At 51.7% G+C, this 25294-nt stretch carries 39 protein-coding genes and 5 tRNA genes; 41 read left to right on the forward strand and 3 right to left on the reverse strand.

Annotated features, from left to right (window positions below; genetic code table 11):
- Positions 1 to 7: 7 nt before the first annotated feature.
- The 30 genes from rpsS (at position 8) to rpsI (ending at position 15992) form a co-directional block, all read left to right on the forward strand.
- The gene (rpsS, locus tag BN1190_RS02765) at positions 8 to 286 is read left to right on the forward strand and encodes a 30S ribosomal protein S19 (RefSeq protein WP_040285486.1); all 279 of its coding nucleotides are present in this window, start codon (positions 8 to 10) and stop codon (positions 284 to 286) included.
- A 19-nt stretch (positions 287 to 305) separates the two neighbouring features.
- On the forward strand, positions 306 to 650 hold the full coding sequence (rplV, locus tag BN1190_RS02770; RefSeq protein WP_040285487.1) for a 50S ribosomal protein L22: 345 nt from the start codon (positions 306 to 308) through the stop codon (positions 648 to 650).
- Between the two features lie 3 nt (positions 651 to 653).
- A complete protein-coding gene (gene rpsC, locus BN1190_RS02775) occupies positions 654 to 1310 on the forward strand; it encodes a 30S ribosomal protein S3 (RefSeq protein ID WP_040285488.1) in 657 nt (218 codons plus the stop codon).
- A gap of 2 nt (positions 1311 to 1312) precedes the next feature.
- Positions 1313 to 1747 carry a 50S ribosomal protein L16 gene (gene rplP, locus BN1190_RS02780; protein WP_040285489.1) on the forward strand — a complete coding sequence of 145 codons (435 nt, stop codon included), beginning with the start codon at positions 1313 to 1315 and terminating at the stop codon, positions 1745 to 1747.
- Complete coding sequence (rpmC, locus tag BN1190_RS02785; RefSeq protein WP_025783856.1) at positions 1737 to 1937, forward strand: 50S ribosomal protein L29; 201 nt, start codon at positions 1737 to 1739, stop codon at positions 1935 to 1937. Before rplP ends, rpmC begins: the two co-directional genes overlap by 11 nt.
- 17 nt (positions 1938 to 1954) lie before the next feature.
- Entirely contained in the window at positions 1955 to 2218 is a 264-nt protein-coding gene (rpsQ, locus tag BN1190_RS02790; protein ID WP_040285490.1) for a 30S ribosomal protein S17, read from the forward strand.
- 39 nt (positions 2219 to 2257) lie between these two features.
- Entirely contained in the window at positions 2258 to 2626 is a 369-nt protein-coding gene (gene rplN / locus BN1190_RS02795) for a 50S ribosomal protein L14 (RefSeq protein ID WP_040285491.1), read from the forward strand.
- A gap of 35 nt (positions 2627 to 2661) precedes the next feature.
- Complete coding sequence (gene rplX, locus BN1190_RS02800; protein WP_040285492.1) at positions 2662 to 3021, forward strand: 50S ribosomal protein L24; 360 nt, start codon at positions 2662 to 2664, stop codon at positions 3019 to 3021.
- A 26-nt stretch (positions 3022 to 3047) separates the two neighbouring features.
- On the forward strand, positions 3048 to 3587 hold the full coding sequence (gene rplE / locus BN1190_RS02805; RefSeq protein ID WP_040285493.1) for a 50S ribosomal protein L5: 540 nt from the start codon (positions 3048 to 3050) through the stop codon (positions 3585 to 3587).
- 19 nt (positions 3588 to 3606) lie between these two features.
- Complete coding sequence (gene rpsN, locus BN1190_RS02810; RefSeq protein ID WP_025783851.1) at positions 3607 to 3792, forward strand: 30S ribosomal protein S14; 186 nt, start codon at positions 3607 to 3609, stop codon at positions 3790 to 3792.
- A 28-nt stretch (positions 3793 to 3820) separates the two neighbouring features.
- Positions 3821 to 4219, forward strand: a complete 399-nt coding sequence (gene rpsH / locus BN1190_RS02815; protein ID WP_040285494.1) for a 30S ribosomal protein S8 — start codon at positions 3821 to 3823, stop codon at positions 4217 to 4219.
- A gap of 30 nt (positions 4220 to 4249) precedes the next feature.
- On the forward strand, positions 4250 to 4789 hold the full coding sequence (rplF, locus tag BN1190_RS02820) for a 50S ribosomal protein L6 (protein WP_040285495.1): 540 nt from the start codon (positions 4250 to 4252) through the stop codon (positions 4787 to 4789).
- A 33-nt stretch (positions 4790 to 4822) separates the two neighbouring features.
- Complete coding sequence (gene rplR / locus BN1190_RS02825) at positions 4823 to 5185, forward strand: 50S ribosomal protein L18 (protein WP_040285496.1); 363 nt, start codon at positions 4823 to 4825, stop codon at positions 5183 to 5185.
- Between the two features lie 22 nt (positions 5186 to 5207).
- Positions 5208 to 5708 carry a 30S ribosomal protein S5 gene (gene rpsE / locus BN1190_RS02830; RefSeq protein ID WP_040285497.1) on the forward strand — a complete coding sequence of 167 codons (501 nt, stop codon included), beginning with the start codon at positions 5208 to 5210 and terminating at the stop codon, positions 5706 to 5708.
- Positions 5709 to 5721: 13 nt separating this feature from the next.
- Positions 5722 to 5904, forward strand: coding sequence for a 50S ribosomal protein L30 (gene rpmD, locus BN1190_RS02835; protein ID WP_040285498.1), 183 nt, complete (start codon positions 5722 to 5724; stop codon positions 5902 to 5904).
- Positions 5905 to 5934: 30 nt separating this feature from the next.
- Positions 5935 to 6375 (forward strand): 50S ribosomal protein L15, encoded by a 441-nt coding sequence (gene rplO / locus BN1190_RS02840; protein WP_040285499.1) that lies wholly within the window; start codon positions 5935 to 5937, stop codon positions 6373 to 6375.
- The gene (secY, locus tag BN1190_RS02845) at positions 6375 to 7667 is read left to right on the forward strand and encodes a preprotein translocase subunit SecY (RefSeq protein ID WP_040285500.1); all 1293 of its coding nucleotides are present in this window, start codon (positions 6375 to 6377) and stop codon (positions 7665 to 7667) included. The genes rplO and secY overlap by 1 nt, the downstream gene beginning before the upstream one ends.
- Positions 7668 to 7719: 52 nt before the next feature.
- Positions 7720 to 8373: an adenylate kinase gene (locus BN1190_RS02850; RefSeq protein WP_040285501.1), complete on the forward strand. Its 654-nt coding sequence runs from the start codon at positions 7720 to 7722 to the stop codon at positions 8371 to 8373.
- Between the two features lie 419 nt (positions 8374 to 8792).
- Positions 8793 to 9011 carry a translation initiation factor IF-1 gene (infA, locus tag BN1190_RS02855; RefSeq protein WP_040285502.1) on the forward strand — a complete coding sequence of 73 codons (219 nt, stop codon included), beginning with the start codon at positions 8793 to 8795 and terminating at the stop codon, positions 9009 to 9011.
- A gap of 40 nt (positions 9012 to 9051) precedes the next feature.
- Entirely contained in the window at positions 9052 to 9165 is a 114-nt protein-coding gene (gene rpmJ / locus BN1190_RS02860) for a 50S ribosomal protein L36 (RefSeq protein ID WP_076758849.1), read from the forward strand.
- Positions 9166 to 9188: 23 nt separating this feature from the next.
- Positions 9189 to 9554: a 30S ribosomal protein S13 gene (gene rpsM / locus BN1190_RS02865; RefSeq protein WP_040285503.1), complete on the forward strand. Its 366-nt coding sequence runs from the start codon at positions 9189 to 9191 to the stop codon at positions 9552 to 9554.
- 24 nt (positions 9555 to 9578) lie between these two features.
- Positions 9579 to 9968: a 30S ribosomal protein S11 gene (gene rpsK / locus BN1190_RS02870; RefSeq protein WP_040285504.1), complete on the forward strand. Its 390-nt coding sequence runs from the start codon at positions 9579 to 9581 to the stop codon at positions 9966 to 9968.
- 129 nt (positions 9969 to 10097) lie between these two features.
- Entirely contained in the window at positions 10098 to 11042 is a 945-nt protein-coding gene (locus BN1190_RS02875; protein WP_040285505.1) for a DNA-directed RNA polymerase subunit alpha, read from the forward strand.
- Between the two features lie 30 nt (positions 11043 to 11072).
- The gene (gene rplQ / locus BN1190_RS02880) at positions 11073 to 11453 is read left to right on the forward strand and encodes a 50S ribosomal protein L17 (protein ID WP_040285506.1); all 381 of its coding nucleotides are present in this window, start codon (positions 11073 to 11075) and stop codon (positions 11451 to 11453) included.
- 270 nt (positions 11454 to 11723) lie between these two features.
- Positions 11724 to 12569, forward strand: coding sequence for an energy-coupling factor ABC transporter ATP-binding protein (locus BN1190_RS02885; RefSeq protein WP_040285507.1), 846 nt, complete (start codon positions 11724 to 11726; stop codon positions 12567 to 12569).
- Positions 12545 to 13417 carry an energy-coupling factor ABC transporter ATP-binding protein gene (locus BN1190_RS02890; protein ID WP_040285508.1) on the forward strand — a complete coding sequence of 291 codons (873 nt, stop codon included), beginning with the start codon at positions 12545 to 12547 and terminating at the stop codon, positions 13415 to 13417. Before BN1190_RS02885 ends, BN1190_RS02890 begins: the two co-directional genes overlap by 25 nt.
- Positions 13414 to 14211 (forward strand): energy-coupling factor transporter transmembrane component T family protein, encoded by a 798-nt coding sequence (locus tag BN1190_RS02895; protein WP_040285509.1) that lies wholly within the window; start codon positions 13414 to 13416, stop codon positions 14209 to 14211. The genes BN1190_RS02890 and BN1190_RS02895 overlap by 4 nt, the downstream gene beginning before the upstream one ends.
- A gap of 13 nt (positions 14212 to 14224) precedes the next feature.
- A complete protein-coding gene (gene truA / locus BN1190_RS02900) occupies positions 14225 to 14971 on the forward strand; it encodes a tRNA pseudouridine(38-40) synthase TruA (protein ID WP_040285510.1) in 747 nt (248 codons plus the stop codon).
- A 170-nt stretch (positions 14972 to 15141) separates the two neighbouring features.
- Complete coding sequence (rplM, locus tag BN1190_RS02905) at positions 15142 to 15579, forward strand: 50S ribosomal protein L13 (protein ID WP_040285511.1); 438 nt, start codon at positions 15142 to 15144, stop codon at positions 15577 to 15579.
- A gap of 20 nt (positions 15580 to 15599) precedes the next feature.
- Positions 15600 to 15992 (forward strand): 30S ribosomal protein S9, encoded by a 393-nt coding sequence (rpsI, locus tag BN1190_RS02910; protein WP_040285512.1) that lies wholly within the window; start codon positions 15600 to 15602, stop codon positions 15990 to 15992.
- 488 nt (positions 15993 to 16480) lie between these two features.
- On the opposite strand, the gene BN1190_RS02915 is transcribed toward rpsI, so the two are convergent.
- Entirely contained in the window at positions 16481 to 17410 is a 930-nt protein-coding gene (locus BN1190_RS02915) for a nuclease-related domain-containing protein (protein ID WP_052461659.1), read from the reverse strand.
- 341 nt (positions 17411 to 17751) lie between these two features.
- Here BN1190_RS02915 and BN1190_RS02920 point away from each other — a divergent pair, with 341 nt between their 5' ends.
- From BN1190_RS02920 to BN1190_RS02940, 5 genes are all read left to right on the forward strand, one after another.
- The gene (locus BN1190_RS02920; RefSeq protein WP_040285513.1) at positions 17752 to 18999 is read left to right on the forward strand and encodes a mechanosensitive ion channel family protein; all 1248 of its coding nucleotides are present in this window, start codon (positions 17752 to 17754) and stop codon (positions 18997 to 18999) included.
- A gap of 107 nt (positions 19000 to 19106) precedes the next feature.
- Positions 19107 to 19940 (forward strand): mechanosensitive ion channel family protein, encoded by an 834-nt coding sequence (locus tag BN1190_RS02925; RefSeq protein WP_040285514.1) that lies wholly within the window; start codon positions 19107 to 19109, stop codon positions 19938 to 19940.
- 64 nt (positions 19941 to 20004) lie between these two features.
- Positions 20005 to 20301 (forward strand): rhodanese-like domain-containing protein, encoded by a 297-nt coding sequence (locus BN1190_RS02930; RefSeq protein ID WP_040285515.1) that lies wholly within the window; start codon positions 20005 to 20007, stop codon positions 20299 to 20301.
- Positions 20302 to 20398: 97 nt separating this feature from the next.
- Positions 20399 to 21112, forward strand: a complete 714-nt coding sequence (locus BN1190_RS02935; RefSeq protein WP_040285516.1) for an N-acetylmuramoyl-L-alanine amidase — start codon at positions 20399 to 20401, stop codon at positions 21110 to 21112.
- 83 nt (positions 21113 to 21195) lie between these two features.
- Positions 21196 to 22251 (forward strand): P-loop NTPase, encoded by a 1056-nt coding sequence (locus tag BN1190_RS02940; RefSeq protein WP_040285668.1) that lies wholly within the window; start codon positions 21196 to 21198, stop codon positions 22249 to 22251.
- Between the two features lie 17 nt (positions 22252 to 22268).
- Here the strand turns inward: BN1190_RS02940 and gerD are convergent, their stop codons facing one another.
- Positions 22269 to 22868 carry a spore germination lipoprotein GerD gene (gerD, locus tag BN1190_RS02945; RefSeq protein WP_040285669.1) on the reverse strand — a complete coding sequence of 200 codons (600 nt, stop codon included), beginning with the start codon at positions 22866 to 22868 and terminating at the stop codon, positions 22269 to 22271.
- Positions 22869 to 23007: 139 nt separating this feature from the next.
- On the opposite strand from gerD, the gene BN1190_RS02950 reads away from it, so the two are divergent.
- The gene (locus BN1190_RS02950) at positions 23008 to 23685 is read left to right on the forward strand and encodes a KinB-signaling pathway activation protein (RefSeq protein ID WP_040285517.1); all 678 of its coding nucleotides are present in this window, start codon (positions 23008 to 23010) and stop codon (positions 23683 to 23685) included.
- 38 nt (positions 23686 to 23723) lie between these two features.
- Here the strand turns inward: BN1190_RS02950 and BN1190_RS02955 are convergent, their stop codons facing one another.
- A complete protein-coding gene (locus BN1190_RS02955; RefSeq protein WP_052461660.1) occupies positions 23724 to 24305 on the reverse strand; it encodes a hypothetical protein in 582 nt (193 codons plus the stop codon).
- 258 nt (positions 24306 to 24563) lie between these two features.
- Between BN1190_RS02955 and BN1190_RS02960 the strand changes: the two genes are divergently transcribed.
- The 5 genes from BN1190_RS02960 to BN1190_RS02980 all read left to right on the forward strand — a co-directional run bounded on the left by BN1190_RS02960 (position 24564) and on the right by BN1190_RS02980 (position 25146).
- Positions 24564 to 24638 (forward strand) — tRNA-Asn (locus BN1190_RS02960).
- Positions 24639 to 24651: 13 nt separating this feature from the next.
- A tRNA-Thr gene (locus tag BN1190_RS02965) sits at positions 24652 to 24727 on the forward strand.
- 31 nt (positions 24728 to 24758) lie between these two features.
- Positions 24759 to 24833 (forward strand) — tRNA-Glu (locus BN1190_RS02970).
- A 68-nt stretch (positions 24834 to 24901) separates the two neighbouring features.
- Positions 24902 to 24986, forward strand: a tRNA-Tyr gene (locus BN1190_RS02975).
- A gap of 85 nt (positions 24987 to 25071) precedes the next feature.
- Positions 25072 to 25146 (forward strand) — tRNA-Gln (locus tag BN1190_RS02980).
- Positions 25147 to 25294: the final 148 nt, after the last annotated feature.

Below are 25294 nucleotides of genomic sequence, written 5' to 3' on the forward strand. Positions count from 1 at the left end.
TAACAAAATGGGCCGCAGCTTGAAAAAAGGACCTTTCGCAGACGATCATCTGCTGAAGAAGGTCGATGCTCAAAAAGATGCACAGAAGAAACAAGTCATCAAGACTTGGTCACGCCGTTCAACAGTATTCCCTTCCTTCATCGGATTGACAATCGCTGTTTACGACGGACGCAAACACGTACCTGTCTACATCACTGAAGACATGGTCGGCCACAAATTGGGTGAATTCGCACCTACCCGCACTTATAAAGGTCACGGTGCTGACGACAAGAAAACGAAACGCTAATTGAGAGGAGGAAATTCTGATGCAACAAGCTAAAGCATCTGTCCGCACAGTCCGCATTGCTCCTCGTAAAGTACGATTAGTCGTTGATCTTATCCGGGGCAAGAAAATCGGTGAAGCGGTCGCTATTCTGCGTTTGACGCCAAAAGCGGCATCTCCAGTCGTGGAAAAAGTATTGAATTCAGCTATCGCTAACGCTGAGCACAACTTTGAAATGGATCTTGAGAACCTGATTGTCAGTGAAGTATTCGTTGACGAAGGTCCGACAATGAAACGTTTCCGTCCGCGTGCACAAGGCCGTGCGAGCGCAATCAACAAACGCACAAGCCACATCACAGTAGTGGTATCTGAAAAGAAGGAGGGATAATTCGTGGGTCAAAAAGTACATCCTAATGGTCTGCGGGTCGGTATTATTCGTGACTGGGATTCGAAATGGTACGCAGAAAAAGACTATGCGACTCTCTTGCACGAAGACCTGAAAATCCGCAAATACATCGAAAAGCGTCTGGTTGACGCATCAGTTTCCAAAGTGGAAATCGAACGCGCAGCGAAACGTGTCAACATCACAATCCACACAGCTAAGCCTGGTATGGTTATCGGTAAAGGTGGTACTGAAGTCGAAGCACTTCGTAAACAGCTTAACGAAATCTCCGGCAAGCGTGTACACATCAACATCGTAGAAATCAAGCGCGCTGACCTTGACGCGAAACTCGTTGCAGAGTCGATCGCCCGTCAATTGGAAAGCCGTGCATCATTCCGCCGCGCACAAAAGCAGGCAATTCAACGCACAATCCGTTCTGGAGCGAAGGGTATCAAAACTCAAGTATCCGGACGTCTTGGCGGAGCTGACATCGCGCGTGCAGAACACTATAGCGAAGGAACTGTCCCGCTTCATACACTTCGTGCAGATATCGACTATGCACATGCTGAAGCTGATACAACATACGGCAAACTCGGCGTTAAAGTATGGATCTATCGGGGAGAAGTCCTTCCAGTGAAGAAGAACTCTGAGGAAGGAGGCAAATAATCATGTTAGTACCAAAGCGAGTAAAACATCGTCGTGTATTCCGCGGCAAAATGCGCGGACAGACTAAAGGCGGCGCAACGGTTAATTTCGGTGAGTATGGCCTTCAGTCCCTTGATGCTGCATGGATCACAAACCGTCAGATCGAATCAGCACGTATCGCAATGACACGTTACATGAAACGTGGCGGTAAAGTATGGATCAACATCTTCCCTCACAAATCTTATACAAAGAAGCCTCTGGAAGTCCGGATGGGTTCTGGTAAAGGTGCTGTAGAAGGATGGGTAGCAGTTGTAAAACCCGGCCGGGTGATGTTCGAAATCGCTGGCGTCTCTGAAGAGGTCGCACGTGAAGCACTCCGCCTGGCAGCGCACAAACTTCCTGTAAAAAGCAAGTTTGTAAAACGTGAAGAAATTGGTGGTGAATCTAATGAAAGCTAATGAAATCCGTGACTTGACAACTGCAGAGATCGAGCAAAAAGTGAAATCACTGAAAGAAGAGCTTTTCAACCTTCGCTTCCAGTTAGCGACAGGACAATTAGAAAACACTGCACGCATCCGTGAAGTACGCAAATCGATTGCGCGCATGAAAACTGTAATACGTCAAAGAGAAATCAGTGCAAATAACTGATGAAGGAGGTTGCACCCATGACTGAGCGTAACCAGCGCAAAGTATACACAGGCCGTGTCGTTTCCGACAAAATGGATAAGACAGTAACGGTAATGGTAGAGACTCACAAAAAGCATTCTTTGTATGGCAAGCGTGTAAAATACTCGAAGAAATACAAAGCACATGATGAGCTGAACGAAGCGAAGATCGGCGATGTGGTCCGTATCATGGAAACTCGTCCATTGTCCGCAACAAAACGTTTCCGTCTCGTTGAAATCATCGAGAAAGCGGTCATCATCTAATAACGTTCGGAACCTAGCATCCGAGGGGAGGTAACCAAATTGATTCAACAGGAATCCCGCATGAAAGTCGCAGATAACTCTGGCGCACGTGAAGTGCTGACAATTAAAGTTCTTGGCGGTTCAGGCCGTAAGACTGCTAACATCGGCGATATCGTCGTTGTTACCGTTAAGAAAGCAACACCAGGTGGCGTTGTTAAGAAGGGTGAAGTCGTAAAAGCGGTTATCGTTCGTACTAAGAGCGGTATGCGCCGTAAAGACGGATCATACATCACATTCGACGAGAATGCTTGTGTCATCATCCGTGATGATAAGAGCCCTCGCGGAACTCGTATTTTCGGACCAGTTGCTCGTGAACTCCGCGATAACAACTTCATGAAAATCGTTTCCCTTGCTCCAGAAGTACTTTAATAATAGAGCATTGCCAATCAAGGAGGTGCGACAGAATGCACATTAAAAAAGGCGATAAAGTAAAAGTGATTTCCGGGAAAGACAAAGGGAAGACAGGCGTCATCCTTTCCGTATTCCCGAACAAAGAGCGAATCCTCGTTGAGGGCGTGAACATCGTTAAAAAGCATACGAAACCGAACCAAGTGAACCCACAGGGCGGTATCGTAAGCCAGGAAGCGGCAATCCACGTATCAAACGTCATGCTCGTTGACCCGAAATCCGGAGAGCCAACTCGTATCGGTTACAAGTATGAGGAAAAAACGGAAGGCGACAAAACTTTCCGCTACAAGTACCGTGTTGCGAAGAAGTCCGGAGAAGTGATCGACCAGCTAAGCAAAAAAGAACTCAAAAAATAACTCTCTAAGAAGGGAGGTTCTTCTGAATGAGCCGATTAAAAGAGAAGTACAAAAGCGAAATTACTCCTGCTCTGATGAGCAAGTTTAACTATACATCTGTTATGCAAGTACCTAAAGTTGAAAAGATCGTTATCAACATGGGTGTTGGTGACGCGGTTCAAAATACAAAAGCGCTTGACGCTGCTGTAGAAGACCTGGCAACTATTTCTGGTCAGAAACCAGTCGTAACCAAAGCGAAGAAGTCAATCGCAGGTTTCCGTCTTCGTGAAGGAATGCCGATCGGAACGAAAGTTACATTGCGCGGAGAACGCATGTATGAATTCCTGGATAAGCTGATTGCTGTATCATTGCCACGTGTACGTGACTTCCGCGGTGTCTCGAATAAATCGTTCGACGGACGCGGCAACTACACATTGGGCGTAAAAGAACAGCTCATCTTCCCGGAAATCGACTTTGATAAAGTGTCTAAAGTACGCGGAATGGATATCGTCATCGTTACGACTGCCAACTCGGATGAAGAAGCTCACGAGTTGCTCAAGCAGTGCGGCATGCCGTTCCAAAAGTAAACATAAGGGAGGCGAAAACGTGGCTAAAAAATCAATGATCGCAAAACAGAAACGTACGCCAAAGTTCCAAGTTCAAGAATATACACGCTGTGAACGCTGTGGTCGTCCGCACTCGGTATATCGGAAGTTCAAACTTTGCCGTATTTGTTTCCGCGAACTCGCATACAAAGGACAAATTCCTGGCGTCAAAAAAGCAAGCTGGTAAACCCCATTCTGGGAAGGAGGTTAATGTAATGACAATGAGTGATCCGATCGCAGATATGCTTACTCGCATCCGTAACGCGAACATGGTTCGCCACGAGAAGCTTGAAGTACCTGCTTCAAACCTTAAAAAAGAGATCGCAGAAATCCTCAAACGTGAAGGTTTCATCCGCGACGTTGAATACGTGGAAGATAACAAACAAGGGATCATCCGCATCTTCTTGAAATATGGCAAGAATGAAGAACGCGTAATCACTGGACTCAAGCGTATTTCAAAGCCTGGTCTTCGTGTCTATGCTAAATCCAATGAGGTGCCGAAAGTGTTGAACGGACTGGGTATTGCCCTCGTTTCAACTTCCAACGGTGTTTTGACAGATAAAGAAGCGCGTGCTAAACAAGTTGGCGGAGAAGTCGTCGCTTACGTTTGGTAATCAGTAACATAAGAATGGAGGTGCACATAAATGTCCCGTATTGGTAAACGTCCGATTGAGGTGCCTGAAAACGTAACAGTTACGATCGATGAGAATAACTTCGTTACAGTTAAAGGACCGAAAGGCGAACTTACAAATCATTTGAACAAAGATATGAAAATCGAGCAGGAAGGCAATGTCATCACATTGACACGTCCGACTGAATCGAAAGAACACCGTTCGATGCACGGTACGACACGTTCGCTTCTTGCGAACATGATCACTGGTGTATCTGCTGGTTTCGAGCGCTCGCTTGAACTGGTCGGTGTCGGGTATCGTGCCCAGATGCAAGGTAAGAAACTGATCTTGAACGTCGGCTACTCACAGCCAGTCGAGTTCACACCTGAAGAAGGCCTTGAAGTGGAAGTGCCTGCGAACACGAAAGTCATCGTGCGCGGCATTAACAAAGAGCGCGTCGGTGCACTTGCTTCCAACATCCGCAAAGTGCGTCCGCCAGAGCCTTACAAAGGTAAAGGTATTAAGTACGAAGGCGAAGTTGTACGCCGCAAAGAAGGTAAAACAGGTAAATAATGCCCCATAGGCATTCGGAAGGAGTGACCTTGAGTGATCACAAAACAAGACAAGAACGTTGTCCGTAAAAAACGGCACGCGCGTGTCCGTACAAAGATCAACGGTACTGCTGAGCGTCCGCGCTTGAATGTATACCGTTCCAACAAACATATCTATGCACAGCTGATCGATGATGCAAACGGCGTAACTCTTGCGAGTGCATCTACAATGGACAAAGAATTCTCAGCGGATTCTTCTTCCAACGCAGACGCTGCTAGCAAAGTCGGCGAACTGATCGCGAAAAAAGGTTTGGAAAAGAACCTGAAAGCTGTCGTATTTGACCGTGGCGGTTACCTATACCACGGCCGCGTAAAAGCACTTGCTGACGCTGCACGCGAAAATGGACTTGAATTTTAATTAAGAAGGAGGGACATATTCCATGCGTCGTAATGAACAAAACAAAAGTGAATTCGAAGAGCGCGTAGTTACCATCAACCGTGTAGCGAAAGTCGTAAAAGGCGGACGTCGTTTCCGTTTTACTGCTTTGGTCGTCGTTGGTGATAAGAACGGCCGCGTCGGTTTCGGTACAGGAAAAGCACAGGAAGTTCCTGATGCAATCCGTAAAGCAATCGAAGATGCGAAGAAAAACCTTGTTGAAGTACCAATGGTCAAAGGCACAACGCCTCACGAGATCATCGGACGCTTCGGAGCAGGCCAGATTCTCATCAAACCGGCTGCACCTGGTACAGGAGTTATCGCCGGCGGACCTGTCCGTGCGGTACTTGAACTTGCAGGAATCACGGATATCCTTTCAAAATCTCTTGGTTCTAACACACCGATCAACATGGTCCGTGCAACGATCGAAGGATTGACGAACTTGAAGCGTGCTGAAGATGTAGCGCAGCTGCGTGGTAAATCCGTAGAAGAACTGTTAGGTTAAGGGGGGAAACACAATGGCGAACAAACTTGAAATCACCCTTACAAAAAGCGTGATTGGCGCTAAGCCAGCACAACGTAAAACAGTAGAGGCTCTTGGACTTCGCAAGATGAACCAAACAGTTGAGCATCAGGATAATGTTGCAATCCGCGGCATGATCAACAAAGTCAGCCATTTGGTAACTGTCAGCGAACAATAATTCGTATTTTTGAACAAGGAGGTGCCGAAGATGAAATTACACGAAATGAAACCTGCAGAAGGCTCTCGTAAAAAACGCAACCGCGTTGGTCGTGGTATGGCATCAGGGAATGGTAAAACATCCGGTAGAGGTCATGACGGTCAGAACTCACGTTCAGGCGGCGGTGTGCGTCTTGGATTCGAAGGTGGACAGCTTCCACTCTTCCAGCGTCTGCCGAAACGCGGATTCACGAACATCAACCGTAAAGAATACGCAATCGTCAACATCGATACATTGAATCGTTTCGACGAAGGCACAGAAGTAACACCTGAACTGTTGATTGAAACAGGGATCGTGAGCAAAGAAAAATCTGGTATTAAGATTCTTGGCAATGGGACTCTTGAGAAGAAGATTACAGTCAGAGCTCACAAATTCTCTGCTTCTGCGAAAGAAGCGATTGAGAAAGCGGGCGGGCAAGTCGAGGTGGTTTAATGTTTCAGACAATCTCCAACTTCATGAAAGTGAAAGAGATACGGTCTAAAATACTTTTCACACTGCTATTGCTCATCGTGTTCCGTATCGGGACGTTCATCACTGTTCCGAACGTGGACGCGACTGCGCTTCAGCAATCGAGTAACCAGTTCATCGGATTCTTGAACATCTTTGGCGGGGGAGCACTTTCGAAGTTCTCCATTTTTGCCATGGGAATCATGCCGTATATCACAGCATCGATCATCATGCAGCTCCTGCAGATGGATGTTGTGCCGAAGTTTGCCGAGTGGGCGAAACAAGGAGACGTCGGACGTCGTAAACTTGCACAGTTCACCCGCTACTTCACCATGGTTCTTGCGTTCATCCAGGCGATTGCAATGTCGTTCGGATTCAACCAGATGTTTCAAGGGACGCTTGTTGCAGACAACGGCATTTCGACATATATCGTCATCGCTCTTGTACTGACAGCAGGAACTGCTTTCCTTCTCTGGCTCGGTGAGCAGATTACAGCGAAAGGCGTAGGGAATGGAATTTCCATCATCATCTTCGCCGGTATCGTTGCTGCAATCCCGAATGCCGTCAACCAGTTGTATGTATCCCAGATCCAGGACGCAGGTGATGCATTGTTCATCCGCATCGCGACGATGGTCCTGCTGCTGATCGCTGTCATTGCAATCACAGTCGGCGTCATCTACTTCCAGGAAGCGCTCCGGAAGATTCCGATTCAGTACGCGAAGCGTGTCACTGGCCGCCAGCAGACTTCTGCCGGGCAGCAGACGCACCTTCCGCTGAAACTGAACGCTGCAGGGGTCATCCCGGTCATCTTCGCGGTCGCGTTCTTCACAACACCGCAGCTGCTGGGTACGTTTTTCAGCGATAACAATACCATGGCAGCGATTTCGAGAGTATTGAACTACTCGCATCCTGTCGGTATGGCACTCTATATCGGTCTGATCATCGCCTTCACGTATTTCTACGCATTTGTCCAGGTCAATCCTGAGAATGTGGCAGACAACCTGAAGAAGCAAGGGGCGTATATCCCAGGAATCCGCCCGGGTCAGAACACTCAGGACTACTTGACAAGCACGCTGTATCGTCTGACATTTGTCGGTTCGATCTTCCTTGCTGCTGTCGCGGTTCTGCCGATTATCATCATCAAAATCGCAAATCTTCCTCAATCTGCCCAGATCGGCGGTACGAGCCTTCTGATCGTTGTCGGGGTTGCCCTCGAAACGATGAAACAGCTCGAATCCCAGCTCGTGAAACGGCATTACCGAGGATTCATGAAATAACTCCATACGGAAAGGTCCCTTTCCTGATGGATACCAACGGAGGGCACGACGTATGAATATCGTATTAATGGGTCTGCCGGGTGCCGGTAAAGGAACTCAGGCAGATAAAATTGTCGAAAAGTACGGGATCCCTCATATTTCTACAGGCGATATGTTCCGTGCTGCCATTCAAGAAGGCACGGAACTTGGAGTCAAAGCCAAATCGTATATGGACCAGGGCGCTCTCGTTCCTGATGAAGTGACGATTGGTATTGTCAGCGAGCGGCTTCGCAAGCCTGACTGCGATAACGGTTTTCTGTTGGACGGTTTTCCCCGCACAGTTGCCCAGGCGGAAGCGCTTGACGGCATCATGGCTGGGATGAACCGGAAAATCGACCCCGTATTGAATATCGAAGTCGACAAGGACCTGCTGGTTGCCCGTTTGACAGGACGTCGGATCTGCAAAGTCTGCGGTGCGTCGTATCACCTCGAATTCAACCCGCCTAAGGTGGAAGGCGTGTGTGACAAAGACGGCGGCGAACTTTATCAGCGGGCTGACGATAATCCGGAAACTGTTACAAACCGTCTGGAAGTAAATATGAAACAGTCGGCACCGCTTCTGTCGTTCTATGACGAAAAAGGTGTGCTGACGAACATCAATGGTCAACAGGACATCGATGACGTATTCCGCGACGTGGATGCTGTGCTGACCGCACACGTCCTCTAAGCATTCCGAAGCAGGCAGACGTCAGGGCATCTCGTCCGGCAGCGTCCTGCTGTACGGAAAGATCATTTGATCAGAGTGGGCTGCAAAAGCAGTTGATGCTCAGCTGGAAATCGGGATCAGTCGACAGTTGAAGGCTCAATACTCCATGCATGCATTTCCTTGCTTTTTCGAGTATAATGTGTTGTGGTGTGCCGCTTCGCTGATTTACATCAGCAGGCCGGATGCCAGACTGTGGTCATGTGCGAACCGATTTGAAGTTCCAGTCACTAGTTCGGGATCGGCTAATCGGCATGAATTGTGATTTGCGTCTTTTCGAACATCACTCGCGCATACCGGACATATGTTGAAGGAGCTTGTAGAGCGACTGATGGCGCTTGAAGGTGAGGGCCTTTATTGGATATAGAAGGGAGACTGAGCTGATGGCGAAAGATGACGTAATTGAAATTGAAGGTACTGTTGTCGACACGCTGCCGAATGCGATGTTCAAAGTGGAACTGGAAAACGGACATACAGTGCTTGCACATGTATCCGGTAAAATCCGTATGCACTTCATCCGTATTCTGCCAGGCGACAGAGTGACAATCGAATTGTCACCGTATGACTTGACACGCGGTCGAATCACGTACCGTTTCAAATAAAACTTTTGCAACTCCGGACTAATGAAGGAGGTTGGGTAAGATGAAAGTAAGGCCATCTGTAAAACCGATCTGCGAAAAATGCAAAGTTATTCGCAGACGCGGCCGAGTAATGGTAATCTGTGAAAATCCTAAGCACAAACAACGTCAAGGATAATTTAAAGGAGGTGCGCAACTTATATGGCACGTATTGCTGGTGTAGACGTACCGCGCGATAAGCGCGTTGTAATTTCATTGACTTACATCTTCGGAGTTGGCAAGACGACAGCACAGAAAGTCCTCGCAGCTGCAGGCGTATCTGAAGATACACGCGTTCGCGATCTGACTGATGCTGAACTCGACAAAATCCGTGAACAACTGGATTCTATGAAAGTCGAAGGTGACCTTCGCCGTGAGACTTCATTGAACATCAAGCGCCTGATGGAAATCGGAAGCTTCCGTGGAATCCGCCACCGTCGCGGTCTGCCTGTACGCGGACAGAACACGAAGAACAACGCACGTACACGCAAAGGTCCTAAACGGACAGTCGCTAACAAAAAGAAATAATAGGTAAAGGAGGGTTTTTCGAACATGGCACGTAAACAACAAACACGTAAGCGTCGTGTAAAAAAGAATATTGAATCCGGAATTGCACATATCCGTTCAACATTCAACAATACAATCGTAACGATCACGGATACTCACGGAAACGCACTTTCTTGGTCAAGCGCCGGTGCACTCGGTTTCCGCGGATCCCGTAAATCGACTCCTTTTGCGGCTCAGATGGCTGCAGAAACTGCTGCAAAAGCTTCTATGGAACACGGTTTGAAAACGTTGGAAGTTACTGTAAAAGGACCTGGTGCAGGACGTGAAGCAGCAATCCGTTCATTGCAGGCAGCTGGTCTTGAAGTAACAGCGATCCGTGACGTAACGCCTGTTCCGCACAACGGATGCCGTCCTCCAAAACGTCGTCGTGTATAATGGTTTCTATTCCAATTGATTGAGAATCACAATTTTTGGTAAGAATGAATTGTGCGATTGCATTTTGCCGTCTACTAATCGATTTCAATGCGGAACGGCCACACAGACGTTTTGAAGGAGGGTACATGAATGATCGAGATTGAGAAACCGAAGATTGAAACCGTTATGGTCGCAGAAGATTCAAGGTTCGGTAAGTTTGTTATTGAACCGCTGGAACGGGGATACGGGAATACATTAGGGAATTCCTTGCGCCGCGTCCTGCTGTCTTCTCTGCCTGGAGCAGCCGTAACATCGATTCAGATCGATGGTGTCCTTCATGAGTTTTCAACTGTAGAAGGCATTGTCGAGGATGTAGCCACTATTATTCTCAACGTGAAGCAGTTGGCACTGAAAATCTATTCGGATGACGAGAAAGTCATCGAGATTGACGTGAAAGGCGAAGGAACGGTCACCGCTGCCGACATCACACACGACAGTGATGTGGAAGTGCTGAATCCGGATCTTCATATTGCAACACTTGGCAAGAATGGCCACCTGCGTATGCGGATGTATGCGTCGCGCGGAAGAGGCTATGCACCTTCTGATCATAACAAACGTGATGACCTGGCGATCGGCGTGATTCCGATTGACTCGATCTACACACCAGTGTCCCGTGTGAACTTCCAAGTGGAGAATACACGTGTCGGTCAAAGTACGAACTTTGACAAACTGACATTGGATGTTTGGACAGATGGCAGTATCGGTCCTAAAGAATCTGTTTCGCTCGGAGCGAAAATCCTGACGGAACATTTAAATATCTTTGTCGGCATGACAGACGAAGCACAAACTGCAGAGATCATGGTGGAAAAAGAAGAAGACCAAAAGGAAAAAGTTCTGGAAATGACGATTGAAGAACTCGATCTTTCGGTTCGTTCTTACAACTGCCTGAAACGTGCAGGCATCAACACCGTCATGGAGCTTGCAAACAAGTCCGAAGACGAGATGATGAAAGTGCGCAATCTTGGCCGCAAATCACTTGAAGAAGTAAAGCTGAAGTTAGACGAGCTGAATCTTGGGTTACGCTCTGAAGATTGACGCAGAATCAGATGAAGGAGGGAATCTTCTATGGGTTACAGAAAACTTGGACGCACAAGTTCACAGCGTAAAGCGATGCTCCGGGATCTTGCAACAGACCTGATCATCCACGAACGCATCCAGACAACAGAAGCACGTGCGAAAGAGCTTCGTTCAGTTGTTGAAAAAATGATCACTCTTGGTAAGCGGGGAGACCTGCACGCACGTCGTCAGGTTGCTGAATTCATCCGCCGGGAAGTTATTCTTGGGGAAGATGAAGAAGGCAAGGAAACGAAGACGTTTGCGATCCAGAAGCTATTTGATGATGTGGCACCGCGCTATGCAGAGCGTCAGGGCGGCTATACACGCATCATGAAGATGGGACCGCGCCGCGGCGACGGAGCACCTGTCGTTATCATCGAACTCGTGTAACAAACTTGGGGGTGTGACTCGCGACAGCCACACCCTCTTTCCACATACTGATTTATACGACAATATGAAAAGCTGAGTGTTACGATCGACAGGTTTCCTGATCGGTCTAGCTCTACGCATCTCATCCGCGATGTCGGCGTGAGCACCCGGCATCGACCCATTTTGCTGCGCATTCTTCGGATGAGATGCGCGCTTTTTTTATTTATCGGAAATCCATTATTGAATTTTCAAGCTACTTATCATACATAACAGAAAGCGAGGCGGGCCGCCATGCGGGAAGTGCTGTCCCTGGATGCTGTTTCATATGCCTACGAAACCGAAGAGGATGTCTTTGTACAAGCGGTCCGGGACGTGTCGTTCTCGATCCGGGAGGGTGAGTGGGTCTCGATTGTCGGACATAACGGCTCGGGCAAATCGACGCTGGCGAAACTGATGATCGGCCTGCTGTTCCCAGCATCCGGAACCGTCAATGTGTTTCTGGAGCCGCTGAATGAACAGAATCTCTGGGACGTCCGCTCGCGCCTCGGCGTCGTCTTCCAGAACCCCGATAACCAATTCGTCGGCGCAACGGTCCAGGATGATGTGGCATTCGCCCTGGAGAACAACGGTGTGCCGTATGAGGCTATGCAAACGCGGGTCAAAGAGGCGCTCGCGCAAGTCGGCATGTCCGAGTATCATCTGCACGAACCGCATCATCTGTCGGGCGGCCAGAAACAGCGGGTGGCGATTGCCGGTGCCCTCGCCATGGAGCCCGATATCCTGATCCTCGATGAGGCGACGTCCATGCTGGATCCGCAGGGACGTCAGGAAGTGATCGATCTTATCACGGAACTCCGTAAAACGTCGGGACTCACGGTCATCTCCATCACACATGACCTGGAGGAAGTGCTGCTCGCGGACCGTGTGCTCGTCATGAACGGCGGCCGTCTCGTCGACACGGGTACGCCTGAAGAAGTTTTTGAAGAAGGAGCCAAGCTGCAGGCCCACGGGCTCGATCTGCCGTTTGCACTGCGCATGTCCGTGCTGCTTCGGAAGGCCGGACTCCCGCTTGCCGGCGACTATATGTCAGAAGAAGAGTTGGTGAACGAGTTATGGACATCTCATTTCAGCAAGTGAATTTCGCCTATTCCCCCGGCACGCCATTCGAGAAGAAGGCATTGCACGGAATCGATCTGTCGATTCCATCCGGTTCCTATACTGCGGTGATCGGCCATACAGGATCGGGCAAGTCGACACTGCTGCTGCACTTGAACGGGCTGCTGAAACCGACGGAAGGGACTGTCCGTGTCGGGGATACGCTCATCACAGCCGAGACGAAAGGGAAGACGCTGCGTGACGTGCGCCGGAACGTCGGCATCGTGTTCCAATTTCCCGAACATCAGCTGTTCGAGGAAACGGTCCTGAAAGATATCATGTTCGGTCCGCTCAACTTCGGCATGCCGGAGGAAGAAGCACGGACGCGGGCTTTGGAGCTGATCGAACTGCTCGGTCTGCCTGCAGATGTGGCTGACAAATCCCCGTTCGAATTGTCGGGCGGCCAGATGAGACGGGTGGCGATTGCGGGCGTGCTGGCGTTCAAGCCGTCCGTGCTCATCCTGGACGAGCCGACAGCGGGTCTCGATCCGCAAGGGCGCCGCGAAATCATGGCGCTGTTCGAGAGATTCCACCGGGAGGAGGGGCTGACGACCATCCTCGTCACCCACAGCATGGAAGATGCCGCACGCTATGCAGAGCATGTCATTGTCATGCATGAAGGACATGCTGTGCTGACCGGGACGCCCGCGGATGTACTGACAAATAGGCAGCGGCTGGAGACCTTCCGGCTGGAATTGCCCCGGACCGTCCGATTCCAGCAGGATTTCGAACGGCTGATCGGCGAACCGCTGCCCGCGAAGGCGCTGACGGAAGAGAGACTGGCCGAACTGATCGCACAGCGGGCGCGGAAATCAGGTGATTCCCGATGATGCAGAAAATGATCTTCGGCCGATATCTGCCGGGCAACTCCTTCACCCATCGGCTGGATCCCCGTTCCAAGCTGGTCTTCGTCTTCCTGTTCATCGTAGCGGTGTTCCTGGCGAACAACACAGTGACGTATGCCATCCTGCTGGTCTTCACGCTGCTGGTGATTGCAGTCTCAAAGATCCGCCTGCCCTTCCTGCTCGGCGGGCTGAAGCCGATTCTGTTCCTTGTGGTGTTCACTCTGTTCATGCACCTGTTTCTGACAAGGGAAGGGGCTGTCCTGGTCGAGTGGAAATTCATCAAGATCTACGAAGAGGGGCTGCGGCAGGGGATCTACATATCGCTGAGGTTCCTGATTCTCGTCCTGATGACGACCGTGCTGACACTGACGACGTCACCGATCTCCATCACGGATGGGGTGGAGACACTGCTGAATCCGCTGAAAGCCGTAAAACTGCCTGTCCATGAGCTCGCCATGATGATGTCGATCGCCCTCCGGTTCATCCCGACCTTGATGGACGAAACAGACAAGATCCTGAAAGCGCAGCTCGCCCGGGGCTCGGATATCAGTTCGGGAACCATCCAGCAGCGCATCAAAGCTGTCATCCCGCTCCTCGTGCCCCTGTTCGTCAGTGCATTCAAGCGGGCGGAGGACCTGGCGGTGGCGATGGAAGTAAGAGGGTACCGTGGTGGCGAAGGACGCACCCGGTTCCGCAAACTGCACTGGCAGGCAGGCGATACGGCCGTCATGATCGTTTTTGCCCTGCTATGCGCCGTATTGGTGTATTTCAGAGCATGAGGAGGAGGAACATATGAATCGTATCAAGGCGACTGTCGCGTACGACGGCACCCTGTTCTCGGGGTATCAGTCGCAGCCGGGCAAGCGGACCGTCCAGTCGGATATCGATAAGGCCCTGCGCAAACTGCATAAGGACGATTCGGTGTACAGTGTCGCAAGCGGCCGGACGGATGCCGGCGTCCATGCATGGGGGCAGGTGATCCACTTCGATACACCGCTGTCCCTCGAGGATGACCGGTGGGTGATGGCATTGAACGTACTGCTGCCGAAAGACATCCGTGTCATTGATGCCGCCGTGGTGCCAGAAGAGTTCCACGCGCGCTATTCCGCAACAGGCAAGACGTATCAGTACCGCTGGACGCGGACGGCGATCCAGAGTCCGTTCGAGCGGAACTATGCCGTCCATCTCGGCAAGTGGAATCCCGACGCGGCGCGGATGCGCGAAGGGGCTGCCCGTCTTCTGGGCACGCATGATTTCTCGAGCTTCTGTTCATCCAAGACCGCGACGTCTTCGAAAGTGAGGACCATCCGGAAACTTGAGATCGAGGAGCAGGGCGACCAACTGCTCATGACGGTTGAGGGAGACGGGTTCCTGTACAACATGGTCCGGACGATTGCGGGCGTGCTATATGCAGTCGGGATCGGCTGGGACGAGCCCCATCACGTCACTGAGATCCTCGAGGCGCGCGACCGGAAACAGGCGGGCAAAACTGCACCGGCACACGGTTTGTATCTGATGAACGTAACGTACGGGGAATAAGCAACTTTTCCAGGTGTTTTATGCAAATTCTCTTGACTTCGCTGGGGATAACCGGTAAGATAATCAATGGTATTTCAATAACCCCACAAAAAAGCCCCGAAACTTTATTTGTGTTCAAGGGATAGAGAAAACGGAACAGACTGAAACCTAATTTAGGAGGAACTGAAACTATGCGTACAACATTCATGGCTAAAGGCCACGAAGTAGAGCGTAAATGGCTCGTTGTCGATGCTGAAGGACAGACGCTTGGCCGTCTTGCTTCAGAAGTCGCTTCACTGCTTCGCGGTAAACATAAACCGACTTTCACACCACACGTGGACACTGGTGATCACGTGATCATCATCAACGCTGAAAAGATCCAGCTGACAGGAAACAAACTGAAAGACAAGAAATACTACCGTCACTCAGGATACACAGGCAGCATCAAGTCGCGTACAGCACTTGAAATGCGCACGAACTATCCGACTAAGATGCTCGAACTGGCTATCAAAGGCATGCTTCCAAAAGGACCGCTTGGCCGTCAGACAGCGAAGAAACTTCATGTATTCGCAGGCGCGGAGCATACTCATGCAGCACAAAAACCTGAAGCATACGAGCTTCGCGGGTAATTAAAGAGGAGGAAACACTTTTGGCACAAGTACAATATATCGGCACTGGCCGACGTAAAAGTTCAACAGCACGTGTACGTTTGGTACCTGGTGAAGGCAAGATCATCATCAACAAGCGTGACGCAGAAGACTACGTACCATTCGAAACACTTCGCAATGTCATCAAGCAGCCGCTTGTTGCGACAAACACATTGGGAAGCTACGACATCCACGTTAACGTAAGTGGCGGCGGATACACAGGACAAGCCGGCGCAATCCGTCACGGCGTTGCCCGTGCATTGCTCACAGTAGACCCTGACTTCCGTCCGGCCTTGAAATCAGCCGGTCTCCTCACACGTGACCCACGTATGAAGGAACGTAAGAAATACGGTCTCAAAGGCGCACGTCGCGCACCACAATTCTCGAAGCGTTAATCATATGCATATGCAGCCCCCTTCCCGGCAGAGCCGGGGAGGGGGTTTTTTTGTATCGATAAAGTGTGCAGGGAGAGGGCGCTTAATTGCATGAAGGCGTTGGTCGCTGGTTGATTCGTGCAGAAAGAGGGTGCTTAATTGCACGAAGGCGCTGGTTGCCGGAGGCTTCGTGCAGAAAGAGTGCGCTTAATTGCACGAAGGCGCTGGTTGCCGGAGGCTTCGTGCAGAAAGAGAGTGCTTAATTGCACGAAGGCGCTGGTCGCCGGAGGCTTCATGCAGAAAGAGAGTGCTTAATTGCACGAAGGCACTGGTCATCGAAGGCTTCATGCAGAAAGAGTGCGCTTAATTGCACAAAGGGGTAGATTACTGGTAGCTTCATACAAAAAGAAGACAGGTAGTTGTATGTTTACTTTCACATGAGACATCATGACATATAAATAGCATGCGACCAGTTAATAAAACTGGTCGCATGCCTAATAGGAACGTCCTTATGAGTCGTCTCTGACTTCGTAATACCGGTGCTTGCGGCCGCCGCAAGGAGTGAAATTTCGTTTCAATGTTTGCCGGATGATGCTTGGCGATTCAAACACCGCACACCATTCATGCACGCGCGCCGTGGTGATCCGGTCTTCCGGGAACAGCAGGGCCAGCTCGCGGACACTCCGCAGGATGCCGTGTTCGGCGGGCTCTCCCCAGGTACAACCCGGGCAGCTCAGCGTGCGCTGGCCGACCCTGATCATGAAAGCGGAGCAGCGCGGACACGCAATTCCTTTCCGGCATTTGTCCCGCGTATAGGCGGGCAGCCGGGGCATCGGCCGGTCGGTCCGGCTGAGCGCCCGCAGCCGTCCGGCCAGCTCCTGGTGCGCTCGGCCGAGGACGGAAGGCGCCAGGTCAAGCCGGGCGAGGAACCGTTCCAGCTGGCCGGGCAGTACGATCGGAGAGTCCGTGGGCGCGTGGTACAGTGCGAAATGCGGATGAACGAAGACAATATATCCTGTCACGGGCAACCCGGCCTTCCAGGTTTTCATCAGGCCTTGCAGCAAAGTCCTGCTGCGGCTCAGCTGGTGCAGCGGATTGAGGATTTCCTGACCGGTGGTGAGCAGCCGGAATGCTCCGTCCTCATACACGTAGTCGCCTTCATAGTTCTTCACTTCGAACAGCAGGATCCCTTTTTCTAAAATCAATAATGAATCGATCTGGAATGCGGACTGGGCATGCTCCAGATACAGATCATGCTGCACGATGACATCGCCGCGAAGCTTTGCGGTCAGCCGCCCGAACATCTCTTCGCCGGCGTTCCCTTTCGACAGGCGGGCTGCACGCCGCAGTCCGTCCTCCGGGAGCACCCCGCGGATCCGCAGCTGTTCCAGCAACCGCAATTCTGTCGCGGCGCCGCTGCGTTCAATTGGTTTTATCAACTTTGATAGACTCCTTTTCCATCAGATAGTATAGCCGGCTGGCATCATCCGCGCTAAAGAGCTGGCGGAACAGCCTATGATGCAATACGGACGAGAGAGAAGAGAATGATGAGGGGGAACTTCCGCGGCAGAGCCGCCGGGGACGGAACCAGGGGAAGAGGTTCCTGCTCCCTGAGTTCGACAGCGACGCGCAATAGTCCTGCCTGCGCACTACCACGGGCAGGAAACCGTACCGCCTCCCGAACGTCCCTTACAGGAGAGACCGCTTTCCAGACATAGGGCGTCACCAAACAGGGAAGACAACCCCTGACTGAACAATTACTGCAACAGGAGGAACCACCATGACCATTATCCGCAGCCGCCTGCTCGCCTACGGGGTCGACGCAGCCTGGGCAGAGCTCCTGGCGTTCGTCATCCTGATCGGCGGCATTGCACTCGTCTGCCTGATTGCAAATTTCATCACACAGAAAATACTGGTCCGCCTGGTGACCCATATTTTGCGCAAGCACCGTTACCGGTGGGATGAGTACCTGCTGCGGCGCAAAGTGTTTCGCGTGCTGTCGCATCTGGTGCCGGCGATGATCATCTACTGGTCCGCGGCCGCCTTCCCGACGTACCGGAAGGCGATCGAGACGGCGGCATTGACGTATCTTGTCGCAGTGACACTCGTGGCGATCAGCCGCCTGCTCAGCGTCCTGAATGATATATACCAGACGTATGACATCTCCAAGACGAAGCCGATCAAAGGCTATATCCAGGTCGCAAAACTCGTGGTCATCATTGTAGGGATCATCACTATCATCGCCCGGTGGATGGGGGAGAGTCCGGCCATCCTGCTGAGCGGGATCGCCGGGCTGTCCGCCGTGTTCCTGCTCGTGTTCCGGGACTCGCTGCTCGGCCTTGTTGCCGGTATCCAGCTGTCCGCAAACGACATGGTGCGTGTGGGAGACTGGATCGAGATGCCGAATTACGAGGCGAACGGGGAAGTGATCGATATTTCGCTGAACACCGTCATGGTGCAGAATTTCGACCGCACGGTGACAATGATCCCAAGTTACGCGCTGATCTCCAGCTCCTTCAAGAACTGGCGGGGGATGCTCGAGTCGGGCGGCCGCCGGCTGATGCGTTCGCTACACATCGACATGACGAGCATCCGGTTCTGCACGCCGGACATGATCGACCGGTTCCGGCAGATTGACATCCTGACAGATTATATTGAAAGCCGCGAGAAGGAAATAAACGCATACAACGACGCACACGGCATCCAGGACGGCACGAGCATCAACGGACGTGCCCTGACCAATATCGGCGTGTTCCGTGTCTACATCATCCAGTACTTGCGCAACCATCCGGACATTGACCAGGAGGCACCCCTCATCGCGCGTCAGCTCGCATCGGGCAAAGACGGGCTGCCGATCGAAATTTATGCATTCGCCAAGACGACGGAGTTTGCCGTCTATGAGACGATCCAGGCAGATATTTTCGATCATCTCTTTGCAGTCATCGGCGATTTCGGCCTGGAGCTGTTCCAGAGCCCAACCGGCCGCGATCTGAAACAGATTAGCCCGTCTGCGACGGACATGGAATAAAGGCGGCTTGACGGGAAGCACCGCTGCGGCCTATCACTTGAAACGGCATGCCTCCGTGCGTTATGCTGATAAAATGCACTCACCAGCATGGGAGGTACCTGAAACAAATGGAACTATTCGGATATGAAATCCCCATTAATATGGAAAAGCTGCTGCAAACAGCAGGCAAGGTCGGCATCCTGATCGTCGTCTTCGCCATCGCCGTGCCGCTCGGCAAGAAAATCCTCAGCGCGACCATACAGAAAATGTCGCTGTCCCGGAAAACGAAACCGGGTCGCGTGAAAACACTCGATAAGCTGCTCGTCAACATCTTCTCCTACGTGGCGATCTTCATATTCATCGGCACGCTGCTGTCGATACTCGGTGTCAATATCGGACCGCTGATCGCCGGCGCCGGTGTCGTCGGCCTGGCTATCGGGTTCGGGGCGCAGGGGCTTGTCAGCGACGTTGTCACCGGGTTCTTCATCCTGCTGGAGCAGCAGATGGAGGTGGATGAATACGTCACAGTGGCGGGGATTGACGGCGTCGTCGAGGAGATCGGACTTCGCACGACGAAAATCCGTTCCTTCGATGGGACACTGAACTACCTGCCGAACCGGATCATCGAGAACGTCGCCAACCATTCGCGCGGTCACATGCGGGCGCTCGTCGATATCGGGATCAGTTACTACAACGATGTGGATCGGGCGATCGGCGTCCTGGAACAGCTCTGTGATGAATTCCAGAAGGACGAACGCTTCAAGGACGGCCCGAACGCAATCGGTGTCCAGACGATACAGGGGACCGACGTCGTCCTGCGTGTCATCGGGCAGGTCGAAAACGGTCTGCAGTGGGAGTGTGAGCGCGACCTGCTGAAAGCCATGAAGATTGCATTCGACGAAGCCGGCATCGAACTGCCGCTCAACTATCAAGTCATCCACAAATCAGAGGAACTGGGCTGATGCATGGACGGATCCGCCGTTTCCGGATAGAATACGGATATTGACGTACAGGAGGCGTATGTACATGAAGGAAATCACAGCTGGCGAGCTTGAAACGAAATTGGAAGAAGGACAGCAGGTCAACATGATCGACGTGCGGGAAGCTGACGAAATCGCAACCGGCAAAATCACCGGTGCTGTCCATATCCCGCTCGGGGAGATCCCTGCCCGGATGGAGGAGCTCGATAAGTCGAAGCCGTATACGATCATCTGCCGGTCAGGCGGACGCAGCGGCCGGGCAGCTGAGTTTCTGGAAGAACAGGGCTACGATGTCACCAACATGACAGGCGGCATGCTGAGCTGGCAGGGGCCGATCGAATAAGTCAGGAGAAGACGTTTCCCGTAACAGGGAGACGTCTTTTTGCTTGGTCATACCGCGGACGTCCCCTGCGTATAGTGGATGAAAAAGGCGGTGTCCTATGAAACGTGTTCTCATTATCGGCTTATTGTTGTTCTGTTCACTGGGTGTGGTATGGATGGGCGTCAGAGCATCAGACCGGGCGTTCTTCATGCCTGCGGAACTTGCAGGGGTGAAGGTGCTGCTGGATGCGGGTCATGGCGGGGAGGATGGCGGCGCCTCGACAGACGAACTGATCGAAAGCGATATTACCCTGACCATTTCGAAAGAGGTCGAGAAACGGCTGAAGCAGAAAGGCGCAACAGTCGTCATGACGCGTACGAAAGCGGGCGACGCGATCGGTGAGCATGCGCCGGACCGGAAATTCAGTTCCCTGCGTGACCGGAAGTTCGAAGATTTGAAGATGCGTGTCAAACTGGCGGAGACGGAAGAGCCGGATCTGTTCGTCAGCATCCACGTCAATGCCATCCCGCAGACCCAGTGGCGGGGCGCGCAGGTGTTCTACCATCCGGAAGGCCATGAAGGCGGAGAGGCGCTTGCCAAGTCGATCCAGGGCGCATTCCGGGATGGCCTGAAGAACACGGATCGTGAAGCCATGAAAATCAAAGGTATCTATTTACTGAAGAATATCCAGACCCCTTCGGTCATCGTGGAAACGGGCTTCATCTCCAATCCGGAAGAGCACAAGCTTCTCGCGGATCCGGCGTACCGTAAAAAGGTGGCAGATGCGATTGTCGACGGGATTGTCCGGCATCAGTCGATGGAAGTGAACTGAAGAGCCGAACGCCTTACGCATCCGGACGATTGTGCTATACTTGGGGGTGAATGTACTAAACCTCTAAGGAGTGTTCCGTTTTGATGAAAGAAGAGAACATGCGTGAAGTCGTCGGGAAACTGAGCGATCCTTTTTTACATAAACCGTTGGCGGAAACAGGCGGCATCATCAGTGTGTCGCTGAAGTCCGAGAAAAAACATGTGAGTGTAAAATTGGCCATTGCAAAGATCAACACCGCCGAACAGATGGCATTGCAGTCGAAAGTCGTGGAAGTGTTGAAAGCAGCGGGTGCCGATTCCGTCGGCATCCGGTTTGAGGAACTCCCGCAGGAAGCGATCGAGAAGTTCCGCGGTACCGCCACCGCGGCGGAAGCGCAGGATCTGCTGTCACCGCTGAATGATGTGACGTTCATCTCCATCGCATCCGGGAAAGGCGGCGTCGGCAAGTCGACGGTATCCGTCAACCTGGCAGTCGCGCTTGCGCGTCAAGGCAAGAAGGTCGGCCTGATCGACGCCGACATCTACGGATTCAGTGTACCGGATATGATGGGCGTCACGGAATCCCCAGTCATCCGCGGAGACCGGATCATCCCGGTGGACCGGAAAGGCGTCAAGATGATCTCGATGGGCTTCTTTGTGGAAGACAATGCCCCTGTCGTCTGGCGGGGACCGATGCTCGGGAAAGTGCTTGATCAGTTTTTCCGTGACGTCGAGTGGGGGGATCTCGATTACATGATCCTCGACCTGCCGCCTGGCACAGGGGATGTCGCCCTCGATATCCACCAGATGATTCCGGCATCCAAGGAAATCGTCGTGACCACCCCTCATCCGACGGCTGCATTCGTTGCCGCACGGGCCGGAGCGATGGCCTTGCAGACAGATCATGCCCTGCTCGGTGTCATCGAAAATATGGCCTGGTTCGAATCGAAAACGACCGGTGAAAAGGAATATGTATTCGGTTCGGGCGGAGGGAAGCGCCTGGCGGAAGAACTCCGTACGGAATTGCTCGGCCAGATTCCGCTCGGTCAGCCGGATTGGGACGAAGAGGACTTCGCCCCTTCCGTCTATGCGGAGGACCACCCGATCGGAAAGACATACTTGGATATCGCTGCTAAAGTGATCGGTGAAACGAAGAAATGACGGAAAAGCGGAGCGGGTTACTGACCCCCTCCGCTTTCTTCTTTGTCCTGGCCTTCCTGTTTGTCTTTTCCTTTATCCTTTTCCGTCGGTTTCACTTCGCCGGCCTGCAGGATAAGTTCTTGCCACTTGGCCTGGAGCAGCGGACTCTGGATCGTTTCCTCGATCGCTTTCTGGAACTCTTTCTTCAAGGAACCGGAATGCAGGATGTTTTCAAGCTGCTTCTGCATATCCGGGGTGCCGAAGAACTCCTCCAGTTCTTTCTGGAAAGACGCATCGTCCATGAGTGCTTTCATGATCTCCTGTTGCTGGTCTTTCATACTTTCTGCGACGGTTTTCTGGAATTTCGGATCCTCGAACGTCTGTTTCCAGAACGTTTTTCCGTCGTCGGACAGCAGGGTGGTTTCGATGGCGGCGGTCACTTCGGGCTGCTCCAGTACGAGCTGTTTCCTGAATTCTTCTTCCGTCAGAAGCTGACGGATCGCTTTTTTCCCTTCTTCGGTCTGGATGGCGTCCGTCATCATCTTTTTCGTTTCATCGTACGAGGGGGGATTGGCCTGCTGTGTGCAGGCGGCGGTCAACAGAAGGACGGGAAGCAGAGATACTGTGAATTTTTTCATGAGTGCAAGATCCCTCCGCAGGCTTTTCAATTATTGTTCACATCTTCCTGCCGATTATGCAAACGCTGTGTAATGAAATAGATTTTTCGGGAAATCGCTGGTACACTGGGTACAGTAAGGAAAACGGGGGAACGCTGTTGTGACTATACGAAATTGGATAAAATTCTTTTTACGCGCGCTGCTGCTCGGCGGCGGGATCACCGGTCTGGTCGGTTTGATCGTACGCTGGGATTTCTTCTACTCATACTTATCATCGGGTGAGATTTTTCAATTCATCGGGGCACTGTTGTGGATGATCTTCCTGGGCTTCACGATGAGTGTCATTGCCCAGATGGGCTTTTTTGCCTATCTGTCAGTACATCAATTCGGAGTTAACCTGTTCCGGACATTGACATTGTGGAACTGGGTGCAGCTGCTGCTGATTGTTGTCGTTTTGTTCGACCTGGTCTTTTTCCGTTTCCGTCTGACTGCGGATGATACCGGGCGTACTGTGCTCTATATGGTGCTTCTGTTCGTACTTGTCGGGACTGCAGCAGTGACGGCGTGGTTCAAGGCGAAATGGACGAAAAAACATATCCTCATATCGGCGCTGTTCTTCATGATCGTCATCACGACGCTCGAATGGCTGCCTGCACTGATGGTGCGTAAAGGCGAAGTCGATACATGGGTGACGATCATGCTGTTCCCGCTCGTGGCGGTGAATGCCTATCAGCTTCTCGCGCTTCCGAAGTACAATCGGAAGTCGGATGAAGATAAGGCGAAACTCGACGCCCGGAAAGCGGAGCGTCGGAAACAGAAAGCGGTAAAAGTGAAATGACAAGAGGCGCACATCCACAGCGGATTGTGCGCTTTTATTCATTCCGGTATTTTTTTGGTCTTGATGTCCACCGTAAACAGGACGTCTTCGACGGATTGGAACTGACGGCTTGCGAGCAGCTCATTCACTTCATCAAGGGACACCAGCTGACGACGGTCGAGTGACACGGCGATGATATCTCCTTCCTTCACTTTAGGAAGGACGCCGCCTCTCCAGCGGGTGGAGGATCCTAACGCGTTGATCTCTTTTTCCCACAGCACATCTCTCAGGACTTTCGGAAAGTACTCATCCTGTGTTCGGAACCAGAGCGGTTTCTTCTCGAAAATCCCGGTGAAGTGTTCCAGCTGGCGGTTGAACAGGGCAGGGTCTTCCTCATATGAGGCGCCGGGCTCACCGAGAAGGGAGATCGGTATGTTTTTTTCCTTGATAAGCTGTGCGGAATCGGGGAATCGTTCTGCCCAGGCCGGATCGATCATCAGCAGCGGATAGGGTGCCGAGAGCCCGGCGATCCATTCCTCGACCGGCTCGTCGCCGAACGACAGATCAATCGTCAGTGAGGTGCCTTTTGTTCCTTTGACAATGACATCCGGTCCGCTCGCGGCGCGGAATACATCAATCATTTTCGGTGCAGTGTTTGCAGCAGGCAGGAGGATGACAAGAAGTATGCAGACCAGTATGGCGATACCTATTCTTTTCAGCGCGGCGGGCTCCTTTCAACTCGGTTACTGTACTGTATGAGAAAGGCTTGACCAGTATGCGCGGCCCATGCTATTATGTAAAAGTCCTGAAGAGGAAAAGACAGTGTGTACAGAAAAGGCTTGCTTTCCTGTCCGACTGTGTTATAATTTTTCTTGTCTTTGAAATAACATTCATATGATTCCGCAGTAGCTCAGTGGTAGAGCAATCGGCTGTTAACCGATCGGTCGTAGGTTCGAGTCCTACCTGCGGAGCCATTTCCATGCGCATGCTTCCATAGCTCAGCAGGTAGAGTGCTTCCATGGTAAGGAAGAGGTCACCGGTTCGAATCCGGTTGGAAGCTCCAGAATGCAATCAGACTGTATACATACCAGAACGGCCCCTTGGTCAAGCGGTTAAGACACCGCCCTTTCACGGCGGTAACACGGGTTCGAATCCCGTAGGGGTCACCATGTTTGTTCCTTTACATACCGATAAGCGATGTTGCCATGCACGCTTATCAGCTCAGGACGACTCAGATGGTGGGGTAGCGAAGTGGCTAAACGCGGCGGACTGTAAATCCGCTCCCTCCGGGTTCGGCGGTTCGAATCCGTCCCCCACCACCATTTTACTTGAATAAAAACTGCAGAAAAGGGTATTCTCTAAATGTGCCGGACAAAGGTGCAGGGAACAGCCGCTTTTTTTGATTACTGGGGTATAGCCAAGCGGTAAGGCAACGGACTTTGACTCCGTCACTCGTTGGTTCGAATCCAGCTACCCCAGCCACTTTTACTTGCATGGCACACCTGATGAGATGTAAAAATACATGCTTCTGAAGAGACTTTCAGCTGCTCAGCAATGGAATGTATAGCTGAGATGCCGATATCTATACTGTATAGTAACTATCCTTCTCCATACAGGGAGAAAGGATTTT

This window comes from Sporosarcina koreensis, from assembly GCF_000826145.2.
GTDB lineage: Bacteria > Bacillota > Bacilli > Bacillales_A > Planococcaceae > Sporosarcina > Sporosarcina trichiuri.

Bases quoted from the DNA above. Each gene is read 5' to 3' on its own strand.
- BN1190_RS02925 (WP_040285514.1), top strand. From the start codon at position 19,107: ATGGAACTATTCGGATATGAAATCCCCATTAATATGGAAAAGCTGCTG.
- rpsK (WP_040285504.1), top strand. From the start codon at position 9,579: ATGGCACGTAAACAACAAACACGTAAGCGTCGTGTAAAAAAGAATATT.
- rpsQ (WP_040285490.1), top strand. From the start codon at position 1,955: ATGACTGAGCGTAACCAGCGCAAAGTATACACAGGCCGTGTCGTTTCC.
- rplF (WP_040285495.1), top strand. From the start codon at position 4,250: ATGTCCCGTATTGGTAAACGTCCGATTGAGGTGCCTGAAAACGTAACA.
- BN1190_RS02940 (WP_040285668.1), top strand. From the start codon at position 21,196: ATGAAAGAAGAGAACATGCGTGAAGTCGTCGGGAAACTGAGCGATCCT.
- gerD (WP_040285669.1), bottom strand. From the start codon at position 22,868: ATGAAAAAATTCACAGTATCTCTGCTTCCCGTCCTTCTGTTGACCGCC.
- rplV (WP_040285487.1), top strand. From the start codon at position 306: ATGCAACAAGCTAAAGCATCTGTCCGCACAGTCCGCATTGCTCCTCGT.
- BN1190_RS02955 (WP_052461660.1), bottom strand. From the start codon at position 24,305: ATGATTGATGTATTCCGCGCCGCGAGCGGACCGGATGTCATTGTCAAA.
- rplX (WP_040285492.1), top strand. From the start codon at position 2,662: ATGCACATTAAAAAAGGCGATAAAGTAAAAGTGATTTCCGGGAAAGAC.
- rplM (WP_040285511.1), top strand. From the start codon at position 15,142: ATGCGTACAACATTCATGGCTAAAGGCCACGAAGTAGAGCGTAAATGG.
- infA (WP_040285502.1), top strand. From the start codon at position 8,793: ATGGCGAAAGATGACGTAATTGAAATTGAAGGTACTGTTGTCGACACG.
- rpmD (WP_040285498.1), top strand. From the start codon at position 5,722: ATGGCGAACAAACTTGAAATCACCCTTACAAAAAGCGTGATTGGCGCT.
- rpsE (WP_040285497.1), top strand. From the start codon at position 5,208: ATGCGTCGTAATGAACAAAACAAAAGTGAATTCGAAGAGCGCGTAGTT.
- BN1190_RS02875 (WP_040285505.1), top strand. From the start codon at position 10,098: ATGATCGAGATTGAGAAACCGAAGATTGAAACCGTTATGGTCGCAGAA.
- rplE (WP_040285493.1), top strand. From the start codon at position 3,048: ATGAGCCGATTAAAAGAGAAGTACAAAAGCGAAATTACTCCTGCTCTG.
- truA (WP_040285510.1), top strand. From the start codon at position 14,225: ATGAATCGTATCAAGGCGACTGTCGCGTACGACGGCACCCTGTTCTCG.
- rpsH (WP_040285494.1), top strand. From the start codon at position 3,821: ATGACAATGAGTGATCCGATCGCAGATATGCTTACTCGCATCCGTAAC.
- BN1190_RS02930 (WP_040285515.1), top strand. From the start codon at position 20,005: ATGAAGGAAATCACAGCTGGCGAGCTTGAAACGAAATTGGAAGAAGGA.
- BN1190_RS02890 (WP_040285508.1), top strand. From the start codon at position 12,545: ATGGACATCTCATTTCAGCAAGTGAATTTCGCCTATTCCCCCGGCACG.
- rplO (WP_040285499.1), top strand. From the start codon at position 5,935: ATGAAATTACACGAAATGAAACCTGCAGAAGGCTCTCGTAAAAAACGC.
- BN1190_RS02885 (WP_040285507.1), top strand. From the start codon at position 11,724: ATGCGGGAAGTGCTGTCCCTGGATGCTGTTTCATATGCCTACGAAACC.
- rpmC (WP_025783856.1), top strand. From the start codon at position 1,737: ATGAAAGCTAATGAAATCCGTGACTTGACAACTGCAGAGATCGAGCAA.
- rpsS (WP_040285486.1), top strand. From the start codon at position 8: ATGGGCCGCAGCTTGAAAAAAGGACCTTTCGCAGACGATCATCTGCTG.
- rpsM (WP_040285503.1), top strand. From the start codon at position 9,189: ATGGCACGTATTGCTGGTGTAGACGTACCGCGCGATAAGCGCGTTGTA.
- BN1190_RS02920 (WP_040285513.1), top strand. From the start codon at position 17,752: ATGACCATTATCCGCAGCCGCCTGCTCGCCTACGGGGTCGACGCAGCC.
- secY (WP_040285500.1), top strand. From the start codon at position 6,375: ATGTTTCAGACAATCTCCAACTTCATGAAAGTGAAAGAGATACGGTCT.
- rplP (WP_040285489.1), top strand. From the start codon at position 1,313: ATGTTAGTACCAAAGCGAGTAAAACATCGTCGTGTATTCCGCGGCAAA.
- BN1190_RS02935 (WP_040285516.1), top strand. From the start codon at position 20,399: ATGAAACGTGTTCTCATTATCGGCTTATTGTTGTTCTGTTCACTGGGT.
- BN1190_RS02850 (WP_040285501.1), top strand. From the start codon at position 7,720: ATGAATATCGTATTAATGGGTCTGCCGGGTGCCGGTAAAGGAACTCAG.
- BN1190_RS02895 (WP_040285509.1), top strand. From the start codon at position 13,414: ATGATGCAGAAAATGATCTTCGGCCGATATCTGCCGGGCAACTCCTTC.
- rplQ (WP_040285506.1), top strand. From the start codon at position 11,073: ATGGGTTACAGAAAACTTGGACGCACAAGTTCACAGCGTAAAGCGATG.
- rpmJ (WP_076758849.1), top strand. From the start codon at position 9,052: ATGAAAGTAAGGCCATCTGTAAAACCGATCTGCGAAAAATGCAAAGTT.